Source organism: Sinorhizobium arboris LMG 14919 (genome assembly GCF_000427465.1).
GTDB classification, from domain to species: domain Bacteria; phylum Pseudomonadota; class Alphaproteobacteria; order Rhizobiales; family Rhizobiaceae; genus Sinorhizobium; species Sinorhizobium arboris.
In genome coordinates this window covers 474,368-496,046 of the sequence record NZ_ATYB01000009.1, presented here as the reverse complement: position 1 = coordinate 496,046, position 21,679 = coordinate 474,368, and the positions used below count along the sequence as shown (strand labels likewise).

Annotated in this window: 20 protein-coding genes; 15 read left to right on the top strand and 5 right to left on the bottom strand. The window is 61.2% G+C overall.

What is annotated here, in order from left to right; genetic code table 11:
• Positions 1 to 8 precede the first annotated feature (8 nt).
• Genes SINAR_RS0110150 through SINAR_RS0110130 form a run of 5 tightly spaced genes read left to right on the top strand, consistent with a single transcriptional unit; the run spans position 9 to position 5,613 of the window.
• Positions 9 to 959 (top strand): ABC transporter permease, encoded by a 951-nt coding sequence (locus SINAR_RS0110150; protein ID WP_027999000.1) that lies wholly within the window; start codon positions 9 to 11, stop codon positions 957 to 959.
• A gap of 5 nt (positions 960 to 964) precedes the next feature.
• Positions 965 to 2,158, top strand: coding sequence for an amidohydrolase family protein (locus tag SINAR_RS0110145; protein WP_027998999.1), 1,194 nt, complete (start codon positions 965 to 967; stop codon positions 2,156 to 2,158).
• Complete coding sequence (locus SINAR_RS0110140; RefSeq protein WP_027998998.1) at positions 2,158 to 3,651, top strand: amidohydrolase family protein; 1,494 nt, start codon at positions 2,158 to 2,160, stop codon at positions 3,649 to 3,651. The genes SINAR_RS0110145 and SINAR_RS0110140 overlap by 1 nt, the downstream gene beginning before the upstream one ends.
• Positions 3,644 to 4,627: an ABC transporter ATP-binding protein gene (locus SINAR_RS0110135; RefSeq protein WP_027998997.1), complete on the top strand. Its 984-nt coding sequence runs from the start codon at positions 3,644 to 3,646 to the stop codon at positions 4,625 to 4,627. Before SINAR_RS0110140 ends, SINAR_RS0110135 begins: the two co-directional genes overlap by 8 nt.
• Positions 4,624 to 5,613 (top strand): ABC transporter ATP-binding protein, encoded by a 990-nt coding sequence (locus SINAR_RS0110130; protein WP_027998996.1) that lies wholly within the window; start codon positions 4,624 to 4,626, stop codon positions 5,611 to 5,613. The genes SINAR_RS0110135 and SINAR_RS0110130 overlap by 4 nt, the downstream gene beginning before the upstream one ends.
• 38 nt (positions 5,614 to 5,651) lie before the next feature.
• On the opposite strand, the gene SINAR_RS0110125 is transcribed toward SINAR_RS0110130, so the two are convergent.
• Positions 5,652 to 6,329, bottom strand: coding sequence for a GntR family transcriptional regulator (locus SINAR_RS0110125; protein ID WP_027998995.1), 678 nt, complete (start codon positions 6,327 to 6,329; stop codon positions 5,652 to 5,654).
• Positions 6,330 to 6,462: 133 nt separating this feature from the next.
• On the opposite strand from SINAR_RS0110125, the gene SINAR_RS0110120 reads away from it, so the two are divergent.
• The 4 genes from SINAR_RS0110120 to SINAR_RS0110105 all read left to right on the top strand — a co-directional run bounded on the left by SINAR_RS0110120 (position 6,463) and on the right by SINAR_RS0110105 (position 9,128).
• Complete coding sequence (locus tag SINAR_RS0110120; protein ID WP_027998994.1) at positions 6,463 to 7,089, top strand: flavin reductase family protein; 627 nt, start codon at positions 6,463 to 6,465, stop codon at positions 7,087 to 7,089.
• A 30-nt stretch (positions 7,090 to 7,119) separates the two neighbouring features.
• The gene (locus SINAR_RS0110115; RefSeq protein ID WP_027998993.1) at positions 7,120 to 7,845 is read left to right on the top strand and encodes an aspartate/glutamate racemase family protein; all 726 of its coding nucleotides are present in this window, start codon (positions 7,120 to 7,122) and stop codon (positions 7,843 to 7,845) included.
• Between the two features lie 320 nt (positions 7,846 to 8,165).
• Positions 8,166 to 8,756 carry a TetR/AcrR family transcriptional regulator gene (locus SINAR_RS0110110; protein ID WP_027998992.1) on the top strand — a complete coding sequence of 197 codons (591 nt, stop codon included), beginning with the start codon at positions 8,166 to 8,168 and terminating at the stop codon, positions 8,754 to 8,756.
• Between the two features lie 84 nt (positions 8,757 to 8,840).
• Positions 8,841 to 9,128 (top strand): YciI family protein, encoded by a 288-nt coding sequence (locus SINAR_RS0110105; RefSeq protein WP_027998991.1) that lies wholly within the window; start codon positions 8,841 to 8,843, stop codon positions 9,126 to 9,128.
• 172 nt (positions 9,129 to 9,300) lie between these two features.
• Here the strand turns inward: SINAR_RS0110105 and SINAR_RS0110100 are convergent, their stop codons facing one another.
• Positions 9,301 to 9,492, bottom strand: a complete 192-nt coding sequence (locus tag SINAR_RS0110100) for a DUF6494 family protein (protein WP_027998990.1) — start codon at positions 9,490 to 9,492, stop codon at positions 9,301 to 9,303.
• Between the two features lie 243 nt (positions 9,493 to 9,735).
• On the bottom strand, positions 9,736 to 10,728 hold the full coding sequence (locus SINAR_RS0110095; protein WP_027998989.1) for a PQQ-dependent sugar dehydrogenase: 993 nt from the start codon (positions 10,726 to 10,728) through the stop codon (positions 9,736 to 9,738).
• Positions 10,729 to 11,027: 299 nt separating this feature from the next.
• Here SINAR_RS0110095 and SINAR_RS0110090 point away from each other — a divergent pair, with 299 nt between their 5' ends.
• Positions 11,028 to 14,243, top strand: a complete 3,216-nt coding sequence (locus tag SINAR_RS0110090; RefSeq protein ID WP_027998988.1) for a PAS domain S-box protein — start codon at positions 11,028 to 11,030, stop codon at positions 14,241 to 14,243.
• Between the two features lie 109 nt (positions 14,244 to 14,352).
• Here the strand turns inward: SINAR_RS0110090 and SINAR_RS0110085 are convergent, their stop codons facing one another.
• Positions 14,353 to 15,027: a GntR family transcriptional regulator gene (locus SINAR_RS0110085; protein ID WP_027998987.1), complete on the bottom strand. Its 675-nt coding sequence runs from the start codon at positions 15,025 to 15,027 to the stop codon at positions 14,353 to 14,355.
• Between the two features lie 120 nt (positions 15,028 to 15,147).
• On the opposite strand from SINAR_RS0110085, the gene SINAR_RS0110080 reads away from it, so the two are divergent.
• Genes SINAR_RS0110080 through SINAR_RS0110060 form a run of 5 tightly spaced genes read left to right on the top strand, consistent with a single transcriptional unit; the run spans position 15,148 to position 21,059 of the window.
• Positions 15,148 to 16,152 (top strand): TRAP transporter substrate-binding protein, encoded by a 1,005-nt coding sequence (locus tag SINAR_RS0110080; protein ID WP_027998986.1) that lies wholly within the window; start codon positions 15,148 to 15,150, stop codon positions 16,150 to 16,152.
• A 59-nt stretch (positions 16,153 to 16,211) separates the two neighbouring features.
• Positions 16,212 to 16,781: a TRAP transporter small permease subunit gene (locus SINAR_RS0110075; RefSeq protein ID WP_027998985.1), complete on the top strand. Its 570-nt coding sequence runs from the start codon at positions 16,212 to 16,214 to the stop codon at positions 16,779 to 16,781.
• A complete protein-coding gene (locus tag SINAR_RS0110070; protein WP_027998984.1) occupies positions 16,778 to 18,094 on the top strand; it encodes a TRAP transporter large permease in 1,317 nt (438 codons plus the stop codon). The genes SINAR_RS0110075 and SINAR_RS0110070 overlap by 4 nt, the downstream gene beginning before the upstream one ends.
• Positions 18,091 to 19,530: a malonyl-CoA decarboxylase gene (locus SINAR_RS0110065; RefSeq protein ID WP_027998983.1), complete on the top strand. Its 1,440-nt coding sequence runs from the start codon at positions 18,091 to 18,093 to the stop codon at positions 19,528 to 19,530. The genes SINAR_RS0110070 and SINAR_RS0110065 overlap by 4 nt, the downstream gene beginning before the upstream one ends.
• The gene (locus SINAR_RS0110060) at positions 19,527 to 21,059 is read left to right on the top strand and encodes a malonate--CoA ligase (RefSeq protein WP_027998982.1); all 1,533 of its coding nucleotides are present in this window, start codon (positions 19,527 to 19,529) and stop codon (positions 21,057 to 21,059) included. The genes SINAR_RS0110065 and SINAR_RS0110060 overlap by 4 nt, the downstream gene beginning before the upstream one ends.
• Positions 21,060 to 21,089: 30 nt before the next feature.
• Here the strand turns inward: SINAR_RS0110060 and greA are convergent, their stop codons facing one another.
• Entirely contained in the window at positions 21,090 to 21,572 is a 483-nt protein-coding gene (gene greA, locus SINAR_RS0110055) for a transcription elongation factor GreA (protein WP_027998981.1), read from the bottom strand.
• Positions 21,573 to 21,679: the final 107 nt, after the last annotated feature.

Genomic DNA, 21,679 nt, shown 5'->3' with positions numbered 1-21,679 from the left:
CAAGACCGATGAGCATCCAGACTTCTCAGACTCCGCCCGTCACGCGACCATCGCTTCTTCAGCGTATTCGCAAAAGCGACCTGTGGTGGTCGTTCACACATAGCAAGACGGCGACGTTCAGCGCCGCGCTTCTGGCTATCCTGATCCTGACGGCACTGTTCGCCCCGCTGATCGCGCCGCAGAACCCTTACGACGGCGCAGCGCTCGACATGTGGAAGGCGGAATTGCCGCCGGTATGGGAAGAAGGCGGCGAATGGCCTTATCTTCTCGGCACCGACACGCAGGGCCGCGACATGCTGTCGGCCATTCTCTACGGAACGCGCATTTCCATCGTCATCGGCATCGCCTCGGTGGCGCTCTCCCTGCTGATCGGAATGAGTGCGGGGCTGATCTCTGGCTACTTCGGCGGTTTCATCGACAATCTGCTGATGCGGGTCGGGGACATCACCCTGTCCATTCCGACCATCCTCGTCGCCATTCTGGTTTCGACAGTCGTACGGCAGATGCTGCCCGTCGGCCTGCGGGAGGCCGGCGCCTCGGCGGTGCTCATTCTGGCCATCGCGCTTTCCGCCTGGGTGCAATATGCCCGCACGGTTCGCGCGCAGGCAATCGTTGAAACCGGCAAGGACTACGTATCGGCTGCGCGGCTGATCGGCGTGCCTGCCCGACGCATCATGGCCAAGCACATCCTGCCCAACACGCTGACGCCGATCATGGTGGCGGCAACGCTCAACTTCGGCATGGCGATCCTCACCGAAGCTACGCTCTCCTTCCTTGGCATCGGCATGCCGCCGAGCCAACCCTCTCTGGGCACGCTGATCCGCATCGGCAACCAGTTCCTGTTCTCCGGTTCCTGGTGGATCGTGCTCTTCCCCGTCATTCAGCTCTGCCTGCTGGTCGTGGCCGTCAACATGCTCGGCGACTGGCTGCGCGATGCTCTCAATCCGAAGCTGAGGTAAGTCGCATGAACGATCTTTTGCTCCGCAGCGTCCGGCCCATGGCGGGCGAAACCTGCGATATTCTGATCAGGAACGGAAAGATTGCCGGCTTCGGGCGCTTCGAAGCGGAGCCGGGCATCGCCGTGGAAGACGGCGGCAACGCGATTGTCGTGCCCGGCCTGATCGACGCGCATACCCATCTCGACAAGACCACCTGGGGCATGCCGTGGCATGTCAACAACCGCGCCGCGATCCTGCGCGAGCGCATCGATTTCGAACGTGAGCACCGTCTGGAGATCGGCATCGATCCGCATCGCCAATCGATGCGCCACGCGATCGGTCTGGCGGCTCACGGCGCGACGCATATCCGCAGCCATGTCGATATCGATCCGGTTCACGGCCTGTCGCTGGTCGAGGGCGTCTGGGAAACGCGCGAGAAACTCCGGAGCGTCATCGACATCGAAATCGTCGCGTTTCCGCAATCGGGCCTGATGGTCATGCCCGGCACCAAGGAGTTGCTCGACGAGGCGCTGCGTCAGGGCTGCGAAGTGCTTGGCGGCATCGATCCGTGCGGCATCGATCGCGATCCGAAGGGCCAGCTCGACATTCTGTTCGCGCTCGCCACCAGATATGGCGTACCGATCGACATCCACCTGCACGAGACGGGCGATCTCGGCGCCTTCACGATGGAACTCATCTTCGAGCGCATCCGCGCCAACGGCATGGAAGGCAACGTGGCGATCAGCCATGCCTTTGCGCTCGGCATGAACGATTATCTGCGCGTCGGGCAGCTGATCGAACAGCTCGCCATTCTGGATGTCGCCATCCTCACGACAGGTGCGCCTTCCGCTACGGTGCCCTCGATCAAGCGCCTGAAGGAAGCGGGCGTGCGCATCGGCGGCGGCTGCGACGGCATCCGCGATACCTGGGGCCCATGGGGCCAGCCGGACATGCTGGACCGCGCCAGGATTATCGGCATGAAGAACGGCATGCGCTCGGATCACGATCTGGAACATGTTCTGCACGTCGTCTCGCAGGGAGGTGCGGATGTCATGCGCCTCGAAAGCTACGGCCTCGAGGTCGGCTGCGATGCCGATTTCACCCTGCTGACCGGTGAAACGCTTGCCCACGCAGTGGTGGATGTCGCCCCGCGTCCGCTGGTCGTCAAGCGCGGTCGCGTCACCGCCCGCCAGGGCGTCGCTATGGTGGAGATGCCGTGATGAGCGAAGTTTTCGGCACTCTTCCGCTCGGCCGCCGGCCGGAAGGACGCACACTGATCACCGCCGGCTGGGTGGTCGGACATCGAGACGGGAGTCACCGGCTTCTCCGCAACGGCGAAGTCGTCTTCGAGAACGGCGAGATTCTTTTCGTCGGGCATCGTTTCCCCGGCGAAGTGGCCCGTCGCATCGACTTCGGCAATGCACTGATCAGCCCCGGCCTGATCGATCTCGATGCTTTGTCGGATCTCGATACCACCATCCTCGGCATTGACAGCCATCCCGGTTGGGCCAAGGGCCGCGTCTGGCCGCGCTCCTATGTCGAAGCCGGTCCTTATGAGATGTACACAGCGGAGGAACTGGCCTTCCAGAAGCGGTTCGCCTTCGGCCAGCTTTTGCTGAACGGCATCACCACCGCCGCTCCCATCGCCTCGTTGTTTTACCGTGAATGGGGCGAAACGGTCACCGAATTCGATGCCGCTGCGCAGGCCGCGGGCGAACTGGGCTTGCGTGTCTATCTCAGCCCCGCCTACCGTTCGGGCGGCATGGTGCTCGAAGCACCGGGCAAGATGGTGCCTGTCTTCGATGAGGAGCGCGGTTTTCAGGGTCTGAACGACGCCATTGCCTTTATTGAACGCCAGAACGGCAGCCACGGCGATCTGGTGCGCGGCATGCTGGCGCCGGACCGTGTCGAAACCTCGACGGTCAGGCTTTTGCAGCGCACCGATGCCGCCGCACGTGATCTCGGCTGCAAATTCCGGCTGCACATGGCACAGGGCGCGATGGAAGTCGACACGGTGCGGATGCTGCACGGCTCGACCGCTCCGGTCTGGCTTGCGAAGCACGGTCTGCTGAGCGACCGCCTCATCGCGCCCCATGCCACCAACGCCACGGATGAGGATCTCGGCCTTTACGCGGCGAACGGCGTTTCCGTCGTCCATTGTCCGCTGGTTTCGGGCCGTGGCGGCTCGATCCTCAACTCCTTCTCCGCCTGCGTCCGGCGCGGGATCAATATTGCCATGGGCACGGACACGACACCGCCCGACATGCTGATGAACCTCCTGGCGGGCCTTATTACGGGCCGCATCGCCGATGGCGTACCGGACCGTCTGCGTTCGGCCGATCTGTTCGATGCCGCGACTATCGGCGGCGCGAAGGCGCTGGGCCGTTCCGATCTCGGCCATCTGTCACCGGGGGCGCGTGCGGATATCGCCGTCTTCCGCCTCGATGACACCGTCATGGCTCCGTCCATCGATCCGATCACCACGATCGTCACCGGGGGTTCGGGCAAGATCACGCATGCGGTCTTCGTCGACGGCCGCGTCTCCATGCTGGACCGACAGCTGGCCGGCTTCGACATGCACAAGGCGCGCATGCGGGCGCAGGCCCAGTATGACGGGCTGATCGCCAAATATCCCGAGCGAAGCTGGAACAATCCTCCGGTCGCTGAAATCTTCCCGCCCAGCTATCCGATAGAGGGGGACGCAAATGGTTGACGCACAGGAACCAGTCGTTGAAGTTCGCAATCTGCGTGTGGATTTTCCGGGCCGCCGCGGCACGGTAACCGCGCTGTCGGATGTCAGCCTCTCGATTCAGCAGGGGGAAATTCTCGGCGTCGTGGGTGAATCCGGTGCGGGCAAGTCCATGACCGGGCTCGCCATACTGGGCCTGCTCGAAGCGCCGGGCCATATCGCCGGCGGCGAGGTCTGGCTCGGCAAGAGCCGCATCGATATGCTCGATGACCGGGCCATGGAAAAAATCCGCGGTCGCGAGATCGGTGCGATTTTCCAGGACCCGCTTACCTCGCTCAATCCGCTGTTCACGGTTGGCGCGCAACTCGTCGAAACCATTCGCCGGCATCTCGGTCTCGGCAAGGCCGAAGCCCGCGCCCGCGCCGTGCAATTGCTGCGCGATGTCGGCATCCCGTCGCCGGAAGAGCGGGTCAACCAGTATCCGCATCAGTTCTCGGGCGGCATGCGCCAGCGTGTCGTGATCGCGCTTGCGCTTGCGGCATCGCCGAAACTCATCATCGCCGACGAACCGACCACGGCGCTCGACGTGTCGATCCAGGCGCAGATCATCTCGCTCCTGCGCAAACTGTGCAAGGAGAAGCAGACCGCCGTCATGCTCGTCACGCACGACATGGGCGTGATCGCGGAAGCTGCCGACCGCATCGCGGTCATGTATGCCGGGCGGCTGATCGAGATCGGGCCCGTCGAGCAGGTGCTGCACCAGCCGCGCCATCCCTATACGCAGGGTCTGATGGCTTCGATTCCGTCGCTGGGCGCGAGAGTCGAGAAGCTCAACCAGATCGATGGCTCCATGCCGCGTCTGGACGCGATACCCGACGGCTGCGCCTTCAACCCGCGCTGTAAGATGGCTGGCGCGCGCTGCCTGCGCGAACGCCCGGAACTCATTTTTGCCGGCCAGAGTGCAAGCGCCTGCTGGCTGAACGCAGGAGGCACCGCATGACGAAACCGCTGCCAAGAGCTCCGGCTCTAACCGTTGACCGGCTGATCAAGACTTTCGATGTGTCCGCTCCCTGGCTCAACCGGGTGGTGGAGCGCAAGCCACGGCAGTATCTTCAGGCCGTGAACGACATCAGCTTCACGGTGCCCGCCGGCGGATGTCTCAGCATCGTCGGCGAGAGCGGCTGCGGAAAATCCACCGTTGCGCGCCTCGTCACCGGTCTTCATCGTCCGACGAGCGGCGAAATGCGCTTCGCGCCGGGCAAGAGCGGCGCGCCCCTGTCGGCGCAGATGATCTTTCAGGACCCATACGCCTCGCTCAATCCGCGCTGGCGGGTGAAGAACATCATTGCCGAACCGCTTCGTGAACTGAAGCTGCGCAAGACCGCGGCCGAAGTGACGGAGCGCGTCGAAGAGCTTCTGGGCATTGTCGGGCTTTCGCCATCCGACGGCGAGAAGTTCCCGCATGAATTCTCGGGTGGTCAGCGCCAGCGTATCTCGATCGCACGCGCGCTGGCGAGCGAACCGGAATTTCTGGTCTGCGACGAGCCGACCTCGGCGCTCGACGTATCGGTACAGGCGCAGGTGCTCAACCTGATGCGCCGTTTGCAGGACGAGCTGGGGCTGACCTATCTCTTCATCAGCCACGATTTGAGCGTCGTTCGTCAAATGTCGGACCGCATCGCGGTGATGTATCTCGGCCGCATTGTGGAGGAAGGCGACACCGAACAGCTGTTCGCGCGGCCGCGCCATCCCTACACGCAGCTCCTGCTTCAGACGATCCCGAACATTGAGGCGCCGAACCGCAGCCGCGAACCTGCCAGCGGCGAAGTGCCGAGCCCGCTGAAGCCACCTTCCGGCTGCGCGTTCCACCCGCGCTGCCCGGTGGCGGTGGCGCGGTGCTCCAAGGAAGTACCGAAGGTACAGGTCCTGCGCAACGGAACCCGTGTGGCCTGCCATCTGGTCGAAGACGGGATAGCGAAAAGCTGACCATAGGGCCGGAAGCCGGTTGCCGGCTTCCGGCCCTGTCATGCCAGTGCGGCGCGCAGATCGTGCGAAAAGTCGCGTATCTCGCTCAAATCCAGCTCGGATTCCACATGCTCGAGGTGATGCGCCATAAGATGTACGGCTTTTTTGGCCTCTTTGGCCGAAATCGCCTTGACGATGTCGTCATGCTCGTCCGGGCCACAATTGAAGCGGGTCGTGTTTCGGTAGACGGCGGTAATCAGCGAACTGCGAGCGATGAGGTCGCGCATTGTCGTGAACAGGAAATCCGATTCGGTCAGTTCGGCCAGCAAAAGATGGAAGCCGCCGGAAAGCTTGATGATATCTGTGGTGCTGTCTTCGGAATTGGCGATCCGCTCCTTCCTGACATGATCGCGAAGCCGCTTCGCGCCGTCCTTCGACATCGAAGTGCAAAGACGCTCCACGATGCATCGTTCCACCGCCTGACGAACGAAGAAGACATCACGGGCCTCCTCCACGGATGGCTTGCAAACAAAGGCGCCGCGATTGGGAATAATCGTCACAAGTCCGTCGCGTGCGAGAACAGTCAGTGCCTGACGAATACGTGCGCGACTAACGTGAAAAATCGAGGCCAGTTGTTCTTCTTTGAGCTGCACGCCAGGACGCAATCGCCGTTCAGCGATGGAAAGCCATACCCTTTCGACTATCTGCTCGACCGACATCGCGGCTTGTTCGCTCATACTCTGTTCTCCTTCTGAAGCAGACAATCGCCAAGCGCGTGAAAAAGTCAACTCGCGGATTCAAATGGCTTGCAATATTGTCTACAATATGAAACGTTATTGTAGATTATAAGTTCGACATTTTGGAACCGCGATGGAATTCGACTTTGAAGAGATTGAGCCGCAAAGCCGCTATAGGCTTCTGACGAATTTCATCGGCCCGCGCCCGATCGCGCTCGTGACGACCCGCTCCGAGAGCAGGCATAGCAATGCTGCGCCGATGAGCTTTTTCAACGTATTTTCACACGACCCGGCGATCGTCGTCCTCGGCATCCAGCCGCGTTTGAACGGCGAGCCAAAGGACACGATGGTCAATATTCGCCGTTCCGGCGAATTCGCCATCAGCATGGTCGATATGGCGCTGTCGCGACAGATGTTGATCTGTGGGCTTGGCTTCGACAGCGAGGTCGATGAACTGGACATGGCCGGATTGAAAGCCGCCCGGTGCCGCAAGATCGATGTTGCCTATGCCGAGGAAGCACCGTGCATCTTCGAATGCCGGGTCGAACGCCTGATCGATTATCCTCGCCGTACGCTGGTGCTGGGCGAGGTGGTGCACATGCATGTGCGCCGCGATTGCCTCGATGCCGAGGGTCATTACGTGAACCCGGAACATTATCAGCCAATCGCCCGGCTTCATGCCGACAATTATATCACGTCAGACCGCCAATTCGTTTTGAAGCCCCCTCCGATCGCCGATTTCGTGAAGCCGAAGAAATAGGCCTTAACGAAGGCAACCGGGAGTTTCACCATGCATATTCACCTTATCAATCCCAATTCCACAGCTTCCATGACCGCGCAAGCACTCGAAAGCGCGCTGCTGGTCAAACATGCCCACACTCACGTCTCTGCTTCCAATCCGACAAATACGCCGCTCAGTATTGAAGGCGGCGCCGATGAAGCCATGGCGGTACCGGGTATGCTGGCGGAAATCCGCGAAGGCGAGGCGCAAGGGGTCGACGCCTATGTCGTGGCCTGCTTCGACGATCCCGGACTGCACGCCGCACGCGAAGTCGCCAAAGGCCCCGTGATCGGCATTTGCCAGGCTGCAGTGCAGGTGGCGATGACGATCAGCCGCCGCTTCTCCGTCATAACGACCCTCCCGCGCTCGGTTCCGATCATTGAGGATCTGGTCAGTGATTACGGCGCGGAGCGTCATTGCCGCAAAGTCCGTGCTATCGATCTTCCAGTACTTGCCCTCGAGCAGGATCCGCAAAGGGCCGAGCGGCTGTTGCTCAAGGAAATCGAGATTGCCAAGGCAGAGGATGGTGCCGAAGCGATCGTACTTGGTTGTGCGGGAATGTCGTCCCTGTGCGGCCGCCTCAAGGAGGCGACAGGCGTGCCGGTGATCGATGGAGTGACTGCGGCGGTCAAAATGGCGGAAGCACTTGTTGGCGCGGGATATACGACTTCCAAGGTCAACACTTATGCCTATCCGCGGACCAAGACCCCGGTCGGCCCCAAGGTCTGTGCTTAGATCACACTCCCGTTGTCGACAATTTTGTAGCCGTCAACTGCTTCAGTGGCTAACGGCGGCATCGGTCATTGCTGACTAGCCGATGCGCAGGACAGCCGGCAGGCTCGTGTTGGTTGTCGACGGCCGGAGTGTCGCCAAAGTCTCCCTAGGTTCATTGCAGCGCGCACCGCCAAGGGTATTGACTGATTAGGACAATTGACCTAATCCTCGCGTTAGGACAAATGACCTAATTCACTCCGGATGCACTGATTATCCGTTCTTCACCGACGGAGAAGCCTTTGCTGCTTAAAGCGCCGGAAGCCCGACGGAGAAGCAACGCGATGGGAAATCGAGCGACACGCGAGGAGATTGTCGGCGCAGCGGACGATCTGTTCTATCGCAGGGGATATGAGCACACATCCTTTGCAGACATCGCGCAACTCGTGAGGATCTCGCGTGGCAACTTCTATCATCACTTCAAGACGAAGGACGACATTCTGGAAGCAGTGATCCAGAAGCGCCTGGCTGATCGCAAGACGATGCTGGAGCGATGGGAGATGGGCGGCAAGACACCGGTGGAACGGATCACCAGCTTCATCGATATCCTGATAGTGAATGGGGATAAGATCAAGCTGTATGGGTGCCCGATCGGAACGCTGACGAGCGAGCTTGCGAAGCTAAACCATGCGGCGCAGGCAGAGGCAAGCAGCTTGTTCATGCTGTTCCGGACGTGGCTGCGCCGTCAGTTCGAGGACCTCGGCCGAGAAGCCGATGCGGATGCGCTTGCCATGCATCTTCTCTCGCGCAGCCAGGGCGCCGCAACCCTCTTCAATGCCTTCCAGGATCCGGAATTCGTCCAGAGAGAGGTTAATCAGATGAAGGACTGGCTGAACGGCATCGTGGCCGAAGGCCCCGGAACCGATCGAGAATAGACTGCTTCCGAACAAACGTGTCGACGCGTCATAGCGCGGCGCGCCCCTCGCTCTCATCCACAACAGCTACAAGCGGAGTCGTTCATGTTTATCGTGTTTCTCAGGTTTTCGGACAACAAGGCGCAGGCAGCGCAACTCCTCGAGGGACACAATGACTGGATCAAAAGAGGTTTCGACAACGGGAAATTTCTTCTTGCCGGCAGCCTCCAGCCAAATGCGGGCGGGACCCTTCTCGCCCATAATATTGATCGGAAAGATCTTGAAGCGCTGATCCAGGAAGATCCTTTTGTGGCAAAGCGTGTGGTGAGCGCAGAGATTCATGAAATCACGCCGAGCCGCGTTGATGAACGGCTCCTCTTCCTGAAAGGATGATCGGTCGGATCGAACATGCTATGGCTAGACGGCCATACGCGTCAGCCCGTGAGACGCGCTGAGATTGCTGCCGCCGCGCGGGATCCGTGCCAACGAATGAAGCCTCGCAGCTAATCATTTCAGGCGAGGTTCATAACCTGCAAAGCCCTGGTTTGCAGGCCCATGGCCGGAACTATGGGAGCTCGATCTCGCCCGTCACCACATGCTCGAGGCTGGTGCCATCAGCCGTCAGCGTCATGCGTACCTTCAGCTTCTCGCCGCCGACCTGCCCTTTGCGCACTGTCTCCTCGATCTTTCTCTGCGACGTGACACCGACTTCTTTCAGGAACTTGCGGATCGACATGTTGAACGCGTCTTCGCTCATGGCAGAACTCCTCTGTGTCTGGAAATGATTGTAAAAGAAGGTGAGTGACCAAGGAAGCAAACGCTCGCGCGAGTTTGCGTTTTGACCCGCAATCGGAGGATCCAAGTTCAGCCGCGCCCCTCGCCCTCATCTTTGTCGCTGCGGGTGGCCTCCTGGCTGGTGAGGCTGCTCACAGTTGCGGGGGGCCCTGCAGTTCAATGCGTGACATTCTTCGGCAATCAGCCTCCTGACGTGTCTCGCACGTTATCGTCTGAAGATGTGAATTGCTCCGCCGGCATCGTCAGATACGAGGACGGACCCGTCCGGCGCTTCCTTGACGTCCACCGGCCGGCCAACGTTTCTAAGGAACGGGCTCGCGGAGATCGGGCGGCCGCCACGGAAGCGAACCCGCACGACCTGATAGCCGACCGGTACCGACCTGTTCCAACTGCCGTGCTGGGCCACCAGAGCATCGCCACCCAGACTGCGGAAGAAATGGATCCCGAGCGCTGCGACATGCGCCTGAAAATTGAACGCAGGTGGAATTTGGCGCGCGGGCGGCGTCGCGCCTTCGAAACCGGCGAGCGGCACCTGGCCCCCGAAATAGGGGAAGCCGTAAAAGCCGCCTGGCCGAAGGGCATTCAACTCGTCGGGCGGGACATCGTCTCCCATTCTGTCGGCGCCGTTGTCAGTAAAGAACAAGGTGCCGCCGCGCCAGTCGAAGCCGACCGAATTACGCACACCCCAAGCCACCCGGCGCAGGTCGGACCCGTCCTGCTTCATGCTGACGATCGTCCCCTGCAGCCCGCGGGGAATGCAAATGTTGCAGGGCGATCCCAGCGAGACGTAGAGCCGGGAATCCGGACCAACGGCGATGTAACGAAAACTGTGCCCTCCCGACTCCGGCAGGTCGCGGCGAATATCGCGTCTGCCGCTCAAGATGCCGCCGCGGCCGATCTCGAACGCCGTTATGCTGCTTCTTGACGCCACGAACAGTCGACCGCGTGAGCAAGCGACGCCGTTCGCATTGGAAAATCCTGAGGCGACCCACCGGGTGCGGCCGCCGGACAATGGCACGGCATAGACAGAGGAGCCCTTGGTTCCGACGAACAATATGTCGCCACAAACCGCCATCTCGCGCGCGGCAGGAACTCGGGCGAGCAGTTCCGCGCGCGCCGGATGGAGGCTCAGGCCAGCGGCGAACGCCGCGAACGAGACGAGCGCGAGGAAACCGGTCTTGGGGAACGAGACGTCCATCGCCACCCCTCCGAGTGCAAGCGGACTATCTGGAACGGAATTGGAGCGGCTTAGCCTCGTTTCAAGCCGGAGCCATTTAAAGCGTCGAGGTGCATTCTTGCGGGCACGAGCGGCTTTGTAGACTACGACCTCGCGGATGCCTACTTCGCACTGCTGGACTGTCCCTGGCTGACGCTAGGAAGGCTGTGTCTTTCAGCGGGAACAATTTGCGGTCGTGATCCGTTGACCCAGGTTGCACAACCAAGCGGGGGGCTTTCTTCCAATGCGATACACATTCTCACTCCTTTGAGTGTCGTGTCATGAACGCACCGACGCCCGAACCAGCCTTCCATGGGTTCGAAATTCTCTTCCGGCGGCTTATGGACGGCGTTGCCGAACCGGTGATCGTCAAGGACGAAGCTTCACGCTTCGTCTATATCAACGACGCTGCATGCGACCTTCTGGGCAAGGATCGGGACAAGCTCATCGGTCGGACCGACCACGACATTTTACCGCGGGAGGAGGCGGACAGGATCGTCTCACTCGACAGGACCGTGCTTTCGACAGGCGAAAGCCACGAGATCGAAGAGCAGATCACGACGCCAGATGGGAGTCCCCGGACTCTCCTGACGAAAAAGCGATGCGTGAGCATCCCCGCCGATTCGACGCAGGAGAAGTTCGTGGTCGTGACGATTGTGGACATCACCGATCTGCGCAGGACCGAGGAGACCCTCCGAGCGAGCGAAGAACACTATCGCTCTCTGGTTGACCTTCATCCGCAGGTTCCCTGGACCGCGGACACGGCGGGACAGGTCCTGGAAGTTGGCCGGCGATGGAGCGAACTGACCGGACTGGACGAAAAAGAGACGCTCGGACGCGGGTGGGCAAAAGCCGTTCATCCGCAAGACGCGGACGCTCTGCAAGAGGAATGGGGCAGGTGTCTGGCAAGCGGCGCTCCCTTGGATTGGGAATACAGGCTTTTGACCAGGACCGGCCGTTATCGCTGGTTCCGCGTCAGGGCCGCCCCAAAGCGCGGCGCCGACGGCAAGATCATGCGTTGGTACGGCCTCTTGGAGGATATCGACGAAAGACGGCGCGCCACCGACGCACTGCGTGAAAGCGAGGCGCGCTTTCGAACAATCGCTGATGACGCGCCCGTAATGATATGGGTTGCGGATCCCACGGGCGACACCAGCTTCTTCAATCGTTTGTGGCTGGAAACGACCGGGCAAACAGAGGCTGAGGCGCTCGGTTTCGGGTGGGTCGATGTCATTCATCCCGATGACCGACAAACAGTTCAGGAAGCGTTCTTCAGGGCGAGTGCCGGCAAGGAACCGGCACGCAGTGAGTACCGGTTGCGACGCGCCGACGGGAGCTGGGCGTGGGTAATCGATGTCGGGCAGCCGCGCTATTCCGCCGACGGAACGTTCCTGGGATATGTGGGGTCAGTTCTGGACATTACGGAACGCCGAGCCGCGGAGATAGCTCAACAGGAAGCTCAGGCGTTTCTCAGAAGCATTTTCGATAGCAGCCCCGATTGTGTTCGCGTGCTCGACATGGAAGGGCGGCCGCTGCTTATGAACGAGGCTGGCCGGCGTATCTTCGGACTGGATGAAGACGCACCCTTGGCGGAGCAAACATGGGACTCGATCGGGCAAGCCTCCGACGCCCCAAAGGTCGAGGCGGGCTGGGAAAGCGTCAGACGCGGCAAGACGGCTCGTTTCGAGATCTCCGTCCGGGCTGCAGGCGGTGAAGAAAGATGCATGGACGTGATCGCGGCCCCGGTCACAGACCCTCAAGGAAAACCGTTTCGAATCCTTTCGATCTGGCGCGACATTACCGATGCGAAGCGGGCAAGCGATGAAATCCGCCAAGCTAAAAGGCGCGCCGAAGCCGCTGCCAACCAGCTTTCCTCGGTTCTTGAGAGCACCATGGACAGTGTCATGCTGCTCGACGCGGATTGGCACGTGCGCTATCTCAACGAGAACGCCAAGAGGCTCCTGCAGGTCGGAGACGAGGCACTTGGAAGGGTGTTCTGGAAGCTGTTCCCCCAAGAAGAAAAGGGGAACTTTGCCAAGCACTGCCGGGAAGTGATGGACCGACGTGTCCGCTCCTTTTTCGAGGACCATTTGTCGTCCCTCGGCCGCTGGGTCGAAGCGAACGCCTCTCCCACTGAAGACGGCATCTCCATTTTCTGCCGAGACATAACCGAGCGCCGTCGGGCTGAGGAGGACACGCTGCTGGCCCAGGAGCAAATGGCGCATATGGCCAGGCACGACATGCTCACGGGCCTCGCAAACCGAGTGTTCTTCCGTGAATGCTTCGAGCGGGCGCTGCGAGAGAGCAGCGATGCGCGCATGGCAGTGCTGTGTCTGGACCTCGACGGCTTCAAGGCCGTCAACGATACGCTGGGCCATCCCGCGGGCGATGCTTTACTGCGCCAGGTTTCTGCAAGACTTATCCAGTCTGTCCGAACTACTGATATAGTCGCGCGACTTGGGGGTGACGAATTCGCCATAATACAACCGCTAACGCGGTCCCGTGACGAGGCCTTCCACCTCGCATTGCGGCTGATCGATGCCCTTTCCGAACCCTTCAGCATCGAGGGTGCCGCCGCGACCGTCGGAACGAGCATCGGAATAGCCTTTGCGCCGGAAGACGGAACCTCTGCAGATGAGTTGATCAAGGCGGCTGACATTGCGCTCTACAGCGCGAAATCAAGCGGCCGAGGCACGTACAAGCCTTTCGACGTGGCGATGCATGCGCAGCTGCAAGCACACCAGCAGATGAAGATCGCAATGCGGGACGCGGTGGCGAACGGAGAATTCGAGGTGCACTATCAGCCCTTGGTGAGTTTGGAGTCTCGTTGCGTGAGCTGCTGCGAGGCATTGTTGCGATGGCGGCATCCTCAGCGAGGAATGATCGCTCCGTCGGAATTCATTCCGATTGCCGAAGAAACCGGCTTGATCGTGCCGATTGGCGAGTGGATCCTGGGCGAGGCATGTCGCCAGGCGGCGCGCTGGCCTCCGCATGTGAGTGTCGCCGTGAATCTCTCCCCCGTCCAGTTCAAGCATCGCAACCTGGTGAGGGCCGTCGCCAATGCGCTTTCATCCTCACGCCTTGATCCCGCTCGTTTGCAACTGGAGATCACCGAGATGGTCCTTCTGGACGAGAGCGAGCATAATTTGGAGTTGCTCCAGGACTTGCGCAGGCTCGGCGTGAAGATCGCGATGGACGATTTCGGAACCGGTTATTCGTCACTCGGCTATTTGCGCAGCTTTCCGTTCGACAAGATCAAGGTGGATCAAGCCTTCGTCCGGGACCTGCCACACGGCAGGGAGTCGCTGGCGATCGTCAAAGCCGTCGCCGGCCTTGGGCAAAGCCTTGGCATGACGACCACGGTCGAGGGCGTCGAAACGGAGGATCAGCTGGCGATCGTGAATTCGGAAGGTTTTAACGAGGTGCAGGGCTACCTCTTCTCGCGCCCCCTGCCCGCCGCCGAAATTTCCAAACTGATTGCGGCCGGTTCGCTGTAGCCCTAGATCACGATGATTTCAGTCCGGTCGGCCAAGACCCATGGCAGGCTTTGCCCAATGACAAGGTGCACCCTGCGGCGTCCCGAAGTTTCGCCATCGGCGCCGGCGTCTAGGCGAGCCGGCCGCTACGCCGTTCACGGCTCGAGAGGTTGGCAACAAGGTCGCCGAAGCGGTCGCCTTGGACCGCCACATGACTGCGCAGACCCTCCCGCGCCCCATCCGCGTCGCCGGAAAGAATGGCCTCGACGATCTCTCCATGCTCCTTGAACGAGACCTTCATGCGGTTGCGGACTCTAAGCTGCAGGCGACGATACGGCCGAAGCCGGCGATGCAAGGCCGTGCATTGCTCCTCGAGGAAGCCGCTATGACTTGCCGCGTAGATCGCCCGATGGAAAATCTCGTTCTCGTAATAGTAGCGATCGGTCTCCTCGCTGACGACCGCCTCCCTGCATTTCTCGTGGGCGGCCAGCAGAGCGGCGCCGTCCTCCTCCGTGTGCCGGCGCGCCGCCAAAGCGCCGGCCATGCCTTCCAGTTCAGCCATCACCTCGAACATCTCGTAGACGCGCTGCGGCGCCGGATCCACGACGACGGCTCCGCGCCGCGGTCTGATCTCGACAAGCCCGATCGCGCTTAACTGCATCAAGGCTTCGCGGATCGGAGTGCGGGATACGCCGAAGCGCATGGCGAGTTGCGTTTCGTCCAGGCGCTCACCCGGCTCGAACTCGCCCGTCACGATGCCGTTTTCGATATCGTCGCGCAGCTTGTAGAAAATGTTCTCGCTCATTCCCATCAGTCCCAGTATGCGGCAGCCATGCTCTTGTATACAAAAATCTTGACATGGTACGCAAGATGGCTCCACTCTGATAGCAAGCCGGCGGGAGGCCGGCATATCAGGGAGGAAAAAATGAGCAGTTTTCGTCGGAAGTTGACGACTTGCGCTGTCGCGGCCATCTGCAGCTTGGTCGCTTCCACAGCGGGGGCCCAAACCGTATTGAAGGCGTCGCACCAGTTCCCGGGAGGAAAGGGCGACATTCGCGACGAGATGGTGCAGCTGATCGCCCGCGAGGTCGCCGCCGCCAATGTCGGCCTCGAAATCCAGGTCTTTCCGGGGTCGTCGCTCTACAAGCCGAACGACCAGTGGAACGCCGTCACGCGCGGCCTGCTTGATATGACTTCGTTTCCCTTGGACTATGCTTCTGGCCGCCACCCGGAATTCTCCGCGACGCTGATGCCCGGTCTCGTCGGAAATTTCGATCGCGCGGTACGGCTCAACGATTCCGAATTCATGCGCGACATCAAGAAGGTGATCGAGGATGCCGGCGCCTTGGTGATCGCCGATGCGTGGCTCTCCGGTGCCTTCGCCTCCAAGAAGAATTGCATCACCTCCCCCGACACCATCAAGGGACAGGTGATCCGCGCTGCCGGGCCGGCCTTCGAGGAGATGCTCGTGGAAGCCGGCGCTTCGATCTCATCCATGCCGTCGTCGGAAATCTACACCGGCATGCAGACAGGCGTCCTGGATGCGGCGAATACCTCGTCGGCGAGCTTCGTCTCCTATCGCCTTTTCGAACAGGCCAAGTGCCTCACGGCGCCGGGAGAAAATGCCCTCTGGTTCATGTACGAACCGGTGCTGGTGTCGAAGCGCGTCTTCGACGGCCTCACGGAAGAGCAGCAGAAGGCCATCCTCGCCGCGGGTGAGAAAGCGGAAGCCTACTTCAACGAAGAGGTGCGCAAGGGCGATCAGGTCATGATCGACACCTACAAGAAGGCAGGCGTCGAAGTCGTCGAGATGTCGAAGGAGGATTACGATGCCTGGCTCGAGCTCGCCAAGAAGTCGTCCTACAAGAACTTCGCCGCCAACGTTCCCGGCGGCGACAAGCTGATCGAAAAGGCGCTTGCCGTGGAGTAACCTGCAGAACGGCGCGCCCGCGCGCCGTTCCCGTCCAGCGCAACTTGAGGGTAATCTGGATGCTCAAGGCCTATTCACAGGCTGTCGGCAATGCTTCGCGTGGCCTCGCGGTCGTTGCGACGGCTCTGCTCATCGCGGCGATGCTCGTCGTCTGCCAGATGATCATGCAGCGCTATGTCTTTCGCCAGCCGACGATCTGGCAGACGGATTTCGTCGTGTTTTCCGCGACCGCAGCCATGTTTCTCGGCGCACCATACGTCTTGCTCAAAGGCGGCCACGTAGGCATCGACGTCGTGGAAATGGTGGTCGGCGACCGTACGCGCTACGTCCTGCGCATCATTGCGGGCCTGCTCGGCCTCCTGTTCTGCGCCGTCATGCTGATCGCGACATGGATTCAGTTCCATGACGCCTGGGCAGGAAACTGGAAACATTCCAGCGTCTGGGCGCCGCCGCTTTGGGTGCCGCTCGCCGCCCTGCCCGTCAGCTTTGCCATGCTGTGTCTGCAATATGTCGCGCAGATTCTGACGCTCCTCACCGCCCCCGCAGCGCCTACGGCCATCAGCCATGGCGGGGCCGATCCGGGTTCGGCCCCAAGCGCCAACCGTCATCCACAGGAGATCATTCAGTGAGCCCGACCGTCTCTGGACTGATGATCGTCGCCTGTCTTTTCGTGTTGCTGGCAACGGGAATGCCCATCGCCTTTGCCCTGGGCCTTGCGGCCTTTGCGGCGCTCTACATGCAAAGCGGCGCCGGCATTTTCTATGTGCTCGGCGATACGATGTTTTCCGGCATCGCCAATCTGGCCTATGTATCGATCCCGATGTTCGTCCTCATGGGCGCGGCGGTCGCCTCGTCGCCGGCAGGATCTGATCTGTACACCTCGCTCGACCGGTGGCTGAACCGCATCCCGGGTGGCCTCATTCTGTCCAATATCGGAGCTTGCGCCATTTTTTCCGGCATGACGGGCTCTTCGCCCGCCACCTGCGCGGCGATCGGCAAGATGGGCATCCCGGAAATGATGCGTCGCGGCTATCCCGCCTCGGTGGCAAGCGGCTCCATCGCCGCCGGCGGCACGCTAGGCATTCTCATTCCCCCTTCGGTGACGCTGATCGTATACGGAATAGCGACCGAGACCTCCATCGGGCGGCTCTTCATGGCGGGCATACTCCCCGGCATCATGCTGACGGTCATGTTCATGACCTGGGCGGTCATCGACTGCAAACGCAAGGGCTACGAGTTCGATGCACGCCTCATTCGCTACTCGATAAAGGAGCGGCTGTCCGGACTTCCGCGCATCCTGCCGTTCCTGCTCATCATCGCCGGCACGCTCTACGTACTTTATGGCGGGCTTGCCACGCCATCGGAAGCAGCCGGTGCCGGTGCGTTCCTGACCCTGGTGGTCGTGATCGTCGCCTATCGTCTGTTCCGCTTTCGGCCCGTCGCCGGAATCTTCGGATCGGCGATGAAGGAAAGCGTCATGATCATGATGATCATGGCAGCCGCCGAACTCTTCGCCTTCGCGCTGTCCTCGCTGTTCATCACGCAGACCGTCGCCACCGCAATAGCCGACATGGAGGTGAACCGCTGGGTGCTGATGGCGATCATCAACGTCTTTCTGTTGATCTGCGGTCTGTTTCTGCCGCCTGTCGCCGTGATCGTGATGACCTCACCTATGCTCTTCCCGATCGTCACCCAGGCCGGTTTCGACCCGTACTGGTTCGCAATCGTGCTGACGATCAACATGGAGGTCGGCCTCATCACGCCTCCGATCGGCCTCAATCTTTTCGTCATCAACGCCATCGCGCCGCAGATTCCGACGAAGGAGATCCTCTGGGGCGCCCTGCCTTACGTGTTCGTCATGTGTCTGGCGATCATCCTCCTCTGCGTCTTTCCGGAGATTGCGACATGGCTGCCGAACCAGATGCTGGGGAGCGTCCAATGAGCACGACGTCATTTTTCAGCGACATGCTGCAGAGCATTGCCGACCGCGGCCGGCGGTTTTTGTCCCTCGCTCCCGTTCGGAATGGCGAAGTCAATCCGGTCGGCACCATGGAAGCGCTCTGCGAAACCCTCCTGTCGAGCCGGGGCGAGGCGTCGGGCATGGCGCTGGCCAAGAACATTCTGGATCGCTGGCAGGGTTTCGATCGGGAAAAACGGCGCGACTTCATGCTTGCGCTGCTGTCTCGTTTCGGCCCCAACATCGAGCGGCTCGAGCGGGCGATCGACGCCTATCGCGCCGATCCGACGCCGAAGGCGCTGCTCGAGATGAGCATGGCGGCAGAACCGCGCCGCCAGGAATTGATCCGCAGACTCAATCTTGCGCCGAACGGTATCGCGACGCTCGTCCGCATGCGGGAGGACCTCCTCGAGCTGAAGGCCCAAAATCCGGATCTGGAGGCGGTCGATACGGATTTCGCGCATCTCTTCGGATCATGGTTCAATCGGGGCTTCCTCGTGTTGCGGCCGATTAGCTGGTCGACGCCGGCCGACATTCTGGAGAAGATCATTCGCTACGAGGCGGTCCACTATATCGGCGGCTGGGACGAGCTGCGCCGGCGGCTGGCACCGGAGGACCGGCGCTGCTTCGCCTTCTTCCATCCGCAGCTCGTCGATGACCCGCTGATCTTCGTTGAAGTGGCGCTGACACGCGAAATGCCTTCGAACATTGCGGATCTGCTGAAGGAGGATCGCGATCCTATCCGCGCCGCCGACGCGACGACTGCCGTCTTCTATTCCATTTCAAACTGCCAGGAGGGTCTCAGGGGCATCTCCTTCGGCAACTTCCTGATCAAACAGGTGGTGGAGGATCTGCGGCGCGACCTCCCCCGCCTCGACACCTTCGTGACGCTGTCGCCGGTGCCGGGCTTTGCCGATTGGTTGTCGCGCGAACGCCGGGCCGAAACGTCGGACGCCCTGTCCGCCGCCGACCGCAGCAAGCTGGCGGCACTGGACGAGCCGGATTGGGCCGATCAGCCGGAGACCGCCGCCGCCATCCAGCCAAGCCTGACGGCTGCGGCCGCCTGGTATTTCCTCAGGGCCCGCAATCGTAACGGCAAGGCGGCCGATCCCGTCGCCCGGTTCCATCTCGGCAACGGCGCGCGGCTCGAACGCATCAATTTCCTGGCCGACCGGTCCGAAAGGGCGATGCGCCAGGCCCACGGGCTGATGGTCAACTACCTCTACAAGCTCGACGACATCGAGACCAACCACGAAGCCTTTGCCACACGCGGCGATGTCGTCGCCGCTCCCGTCATCCGCCGCCTCGTCCCGGCCGACAAGAGCTCACGCAGCCTCGTTCCGGTCGCGGACGCTTTTCCCCCGGACGTCCGATCCGCTGGTACACCGGGAAGGAAAGGCAACAAGGAGTTCACTTCATGAGCAACCATCTGTTCGACGCCATACGCCGGGCAGCGCGCCCCGACTCCGCCTTCATCCTGACGGCCGATGCCCGTGTCTGGACCTATGGCGACATGTTGGAGCATTCGGGCCGCATCGCTTCCGCGCTCGACTCCCTGGGTGTGCGGCCGGGTGATCGGGTGGCGGTGCAGGTGGAGAAGAGCCCCGAGGCGCTGATGCTCTATCTCGCCTGTGTTCGCGCGGGCGCGGTCTATCTTCCGCTCAACACGGCCTATACGCTCGCCGAGTTGGACTACTTCTTCGGCGATGCCGAGCCGCGGCTCATCGTCTGCACCCCCAGCGCGAAGGAGGGCATTGCAAAGCTTGCCGCCGATCGCGGCACCGAAGTCGAAACGCTCGACGAGAAGGGTGGCGGCTCGCTCATCGACCTTGCACGGGGAAAGACGCCGGATTTCCCCGACGCCGATCGCGGTCCGGATGACCTGGCCGCCATCCTTTATACGTCGGGCACGACCGGGCGGTCCAAGGGCGCGATGCTGACGCATGACAACCTCCTGTCGAACGCCACCACGCTCCGCGAATATTGGCGCTTCACGGCCGACGACAGGCTGATCCATGCCCTGCCGATCTTCCACACCCACGGCCTCTTCGTCGCGTCGAACGTCATTCTTCTGGCCGGTGCCTCGATGTTTTTCCTGCCGAAATTCGAAGCGAACGAGGTCCTGCGCCTGATGCCGCAGTCAACGGCGATGATGGGCGTTCCGACCTTCTATGTGCGCCTCGTCCAGCATCCGGGGTTGACGCGAGAGGCGACCGCCGGGATGCGGCTTTTCGTGTCGGGCTCGGCTCCGCTGCTTGCCGAGACCCACAGGACGTTCGCGCAGATGACCGGACACGCCATTCTCGAGCGCTACGGCATGACCGAAACCAATATGAACACCTCGAATCCCTATGACGGGGAACGCATCGCCGGAACCGTCGGCTTCCCGCTGCCGGGTGTTTCACTTCGTGTCGCCGATCCGGAGAGCGGCAAGCCGCTCCCGAAGGGCGAAACGGGCATGATCGAAGTGAAGGGTCCGAACGTCTTCAAGGGCTATTGGCGCATGCCCGAAAAGACGCAGGCAGAGTTTCGCGCCGATGGGTTCTTCATTACCGGCGACCTCGGCAAGATCGACGACCGTGGATACGTCCATATCGTCGGGCGAGGCAAGGACCTCGTGATTTCCGGCGGTTACAACATCTATCCGAAGGAGGTCGAGACCGAGATCGACCAGATGCCGGGCGTGGTGGAGACGGCTGTCATCGGGCTGCCGCATCCGGATTTCGGCGAAGGCGTCACGGCCGTGGTCGTCCGGAAGCCAGGTGCGACGATCGACGAGCGCGACATTCTCGGCGGTCTGCACGGCAGCCTTGCGCGTTACAAGCAGCCGAAGCGGGTGATCTTCGTGGACGACCTGCCGCGCAACGCCATGGGCAAGGTTCAAAAGAACGTGCTTCGCGAAAGATATGCCGATCTATATGCACAAGCAGGAGCCGAGGCGCGCGCGTAATTGCACTCGCAGGGCGGAGAGATCGATGCTCTATGAGATGGCGAGAATTTCGAGCTCCTGAGCGCCGACACTCACGACGTCCCCGATCACTTTGCCCATGAGAACCCTTGCCACCGGAGAAACATAGGAGATCGAGCCGGCCTTGGGATCGGCCTCGTCCTCTCCCACGATGCGGTACTTTTGCACCCGCCCGTCATCACGGCTGAAAGTCACAGTGCTCCCGAAGGCCACGGCGTCCGATGAAGTCGGGTCAGGCACAAGCTGAGCCGTTCGAACTCTTTCGGCAAAATAGCGCAGATCACGCAAAGGGTTTGCCGCTTGCCGCCGCCGTTCGTTCACGTCTTCGATCGTGCTCGTCGCCTCGTAAGCCTCGCGGGCTTTCCGAAGCTGCAGCTCCAGAATCTTCAGTCCTGTTTCCGTGACAAGGTTCGGATGGGGTGAAACCGGCCGGTCGGGCAGCAGTGTTTCCGAAGCAGTTTCGGCACTTTCTTCCTTGATGAAGGCAACGCTCACCGTCGAACTCCGTTTGTATGCGGTGCCCCCGGCATGGAGCGATCGCGCGTTATATTCTCAGGAATTATATACGGCGACGATAGGAGCCGAAAGTCGCAGACATCGAT

Coding starts and splice junctions, on each gene's coding strand:
- SINAR_RS0110135 (WP_027998997.1), top strand. CDS start 3,644: ATGGTTGACGCACAGGAACCAGTCGTTGAAGTTCGCAATCTGCGTGTG.
- SINAR_RS0110100 (WP_027998990.1), bottom strand. CDS start 9,492: ATGAGCGAAGACGCGTTCAACATGTCGATCCGCAAGTTCCTGAAAGAA.
- SINAR_RS0110085 (WP_027998987.1), bottom strand. CDS start 15,027: ATGAGCGAGAACATTTTCTACAAGCTGCGCGACGATATCGAAAACGGC.
- SINAR_RS0110075 (WP_027998985.1), top strand. CDS start 16,212: ATGCTCAAGGCCTATTCACAGGCTGTCGGCAATGCTTCGCGTGGCCTC.
- SINAR_RS0110060 (WP_027998982.1), top strand. CDS start 19,527: ATGAGCAACCATCTGTTCGACGCCATACGCCGGGCAGCGCGCCCCGAC.
- SINAR_RS0110140 (WP_027998998.1), top strand. CDS start 2,158: ATGAGCGAAGTTTTCGGCACTCTTCCGCTCGGCCGCCGGCCGGAAGGA.
- SINAR_RS0110080 (WP_027998986.1), top strand. CDS start 15,148: ATGAGCAGTTTTCGTCGGAAGTTGACGACTTGCGCTGTCGCGGCCATC.
- SINAR_RS0110130 (WP_027998996.1), top strand. CDS start 4,624: ATGACGAAACCGCTGCCAAGAGCTCCGGCTCTAACCGTTGACCGGCTG.
- SINAR_RS0110120 (WP_027998994.1), top strand. CDS start 6,463: ATGGAATTCGACTTTGAAGAGATTGAGCCGCAAAGCCGCTATAGGCTT.
- SINAR_RS0110125 (WP_027998995.1), bottom strand. CDS start 6,329: ATGAGCGAACAAGCCGCGATGTCGGTCGAGCAGATAGTCGAAAGGGTA.
- SINAR_RS0110095 (WP_027998989.1), bottom strand. CDS start 10,728: ATGGACGTCTCGTTCCCCAAGACCGGTTTCCTCGCGCTCGTCTCGTTC.
- SINAR_RS0110145 (WP_027998999.1), top strand. CDS start 965: ATGAACGATCTTTTGCTCCGCAGCGTCCGGCCCATGGCGGGCGAAACC.
- SINAR_RS0110115 (WP_027998993.1), top strand. CDS start 7,120: ATGCATATTCACCTTATCAATCCCAATTCCACAGCTTCCATGACCGCG.
- SINAR_RS0110105 (WP_027998991.1), top strand. CDS start 8,841: ATGTTTATCGTGTTTCTCAGGTTTTCGGACAACAAGGCGCAGGCAGCG.
- SINAR_RS0110090 (WP_027998988.1), top strand. CDS start 11,028: ATGAACGCACCGACGCCCGAACCAGCCTTCCATGGGTTCGAAATTCTC.
- SINAR_RS0110065 (WP_027998983.1), top strand. CDS start 18,091: ATGAGCACGACGTCATTTTTCAGCGACATGCTGCAGAGCATTGCCGAC.
- SINAR_RS0110110 (WP_027998992.1), top strand. CDS start 8,166: ATGGGAAATCGAGCGACACGCGAGGAGATTGTCGGCGCAGCGGACGAT.
- SINAR_RS0110150 (WP_027999000.1), top strand. CDS start 9: ATGAGCATCCAGACTTCTCAGACTCCGCCCGTCACGCGACCATCGCTT.